General features: G+C 24.9%; 1 protein-coding gene. It reads right to left on the minus strand.

Translation table 11 applies throughout. The features are described 5' to 3' along the window. The coding region (locus L988_RS01585; protein WP_047380891.1) for a MobA/MobL family protein at positions 1 to 1,160 on the minus strand (1,160 nt) is incomplete at its 3' end. Between the last annotated feature and the right edge of the window lie 549 nt (positions 1,161 to 1,709).

A 1,709-nucleotide genomic window follows, 5' to 3' on the forward strand; every position in this document is an offset into this window, starting at 1 on the left:
TGTAAAGATTCTAATTTATCTATTCTATAATCTTTTGAAGCTGCTTGATATATTTCTTTTTCTCTTTCAAAATCTCTATTTATTTGTTCATAAATTCTTTTATATTTTGGACTATTTTCATTTTCTAATTTCAAAGAATTAATAGTTTCTTTCAACTCTTTTTCTTGCTTTCTTAGAACTTCATTTAAAGGATCAATTAATAACTGATTTTCTATCTTTCTTAAAATTTTTGAATGCGAATAAAAAGCACCTTTTGTTATTATGTTTAGTGCTTTTAATTTTAAATCTTCTTCAGTTGTATTAGTAATTTTATTTAATTTTAATTGACATTCTTCTTTAGTTGGAACTACATTTCCTTTTTTAATTTCATACTCTCTTTTTTTAGAAGCTCTTATCTCTTTAGCTTCTTTATATTTTGTAATACTTTCTTGTTCTTCTTTACTTAAATTCTTAAATCCAACTCTTTTTATCTTTCTTAAAGTTTTTCCCAATATATTAACAGGGTTTCTATCTAAAAAATCTGCTTTATCATATTGCTCTTTTTTTATTGCTTCCTCTCTTTGTTTCTTTAAAGATTCACAAGAAACTCTTTCATCAAAACCATTTTTTTCTAAGGCTGTATTTGTTATAACTTCCCATGATTTTCTTAAACTTAAAAGCTGTTCTTTCTTTCTCCATATATTATCTTTTTTAGCTCCACCAAGTTCAGGTTTTTTTGAATTTGCTCTTTTGAAAAACTGTTCTTTGGTTCTTAAAATATCATCTAATTCTCTTTCAGAAAACATTAAATGACAATGTAAATTTTTCTCACCATCTTTATTATGTGATTCATGTATTGCAAAGGAATATGGATGTTTATATCCTATTTCATTCTTTACAAAATTTTGAACAAGTTCGATACCTTGCTCGTGATTAAATTCATTCGGAATATTTAATTCTAGCTCTCTATATGAAACTCCATTTATTCGTTCAAAGTTATCAGCACTTTCCCAAAAATCAATTGCTGATGTTCCATCAATAATACAGTCCATATTTCCAGATTCTTTATATATTAAATCTTCTTTTGCTTTAGAATATTTGTTCTCTCTTAAAATGTACTCAGCATGAGCTTTAGCAACTCCTACTTTTCCTTTTTTGTAATGTAATCTATATTCTGCCATGCTAAGTACACCTCCTTTTCTTTTTAATCAAATTTTGAAAAAATTTACCTTGTTAATCAATCACATTTATGTGATGATTTCTACACGCAAGTTTCTCATTTATGAGAAACTGGTAAGCGTGCCTTTCTAATTTTTTAAATCCCGACCGAAGTCGAGATTTAAGTTCTAATCTCCGATTAGAAAAATTTAGAAAGGACTTTTTTTAGCTGATAAGCTGAAAAATGTTCTTTGATCTTTTAATGTTTTTTATCTTTTTTTATTTTGGTTTTTTATTTTTATTTTTTTAGTTTTTAGTGTTATTTTTTCATGGTATGATTTTAATTTTATATCGACACTAAATTTGTAGAAAAAACTTGAAAGTTATATAAAAACCTAGTATAATACTAATACTACATATTAGTATAAAATATGTAGCATTAAAGCTAACAAAAGCAAGGACTTTGTATGTTCTTGTTTTTTTTTATTTAACAATGCTACATTTAATTTAATTTTTTTATAAAAATATGTAGTATTTAAAAATATAACTTTGCTTCAACTTGAAATAAAGTA

Origin of the sequence: Cetobacterium sp. ZWU0022 (assembly GCF_000800875.1) — a bacterium.
In the GTDB taxonomy this organism is placed as follows: domain Bacteria; phylum Fusobacteriota; class Fusobacteriia; order Fusobacteriales; family Fusobacteriaceae; genus Cetobacterium_A.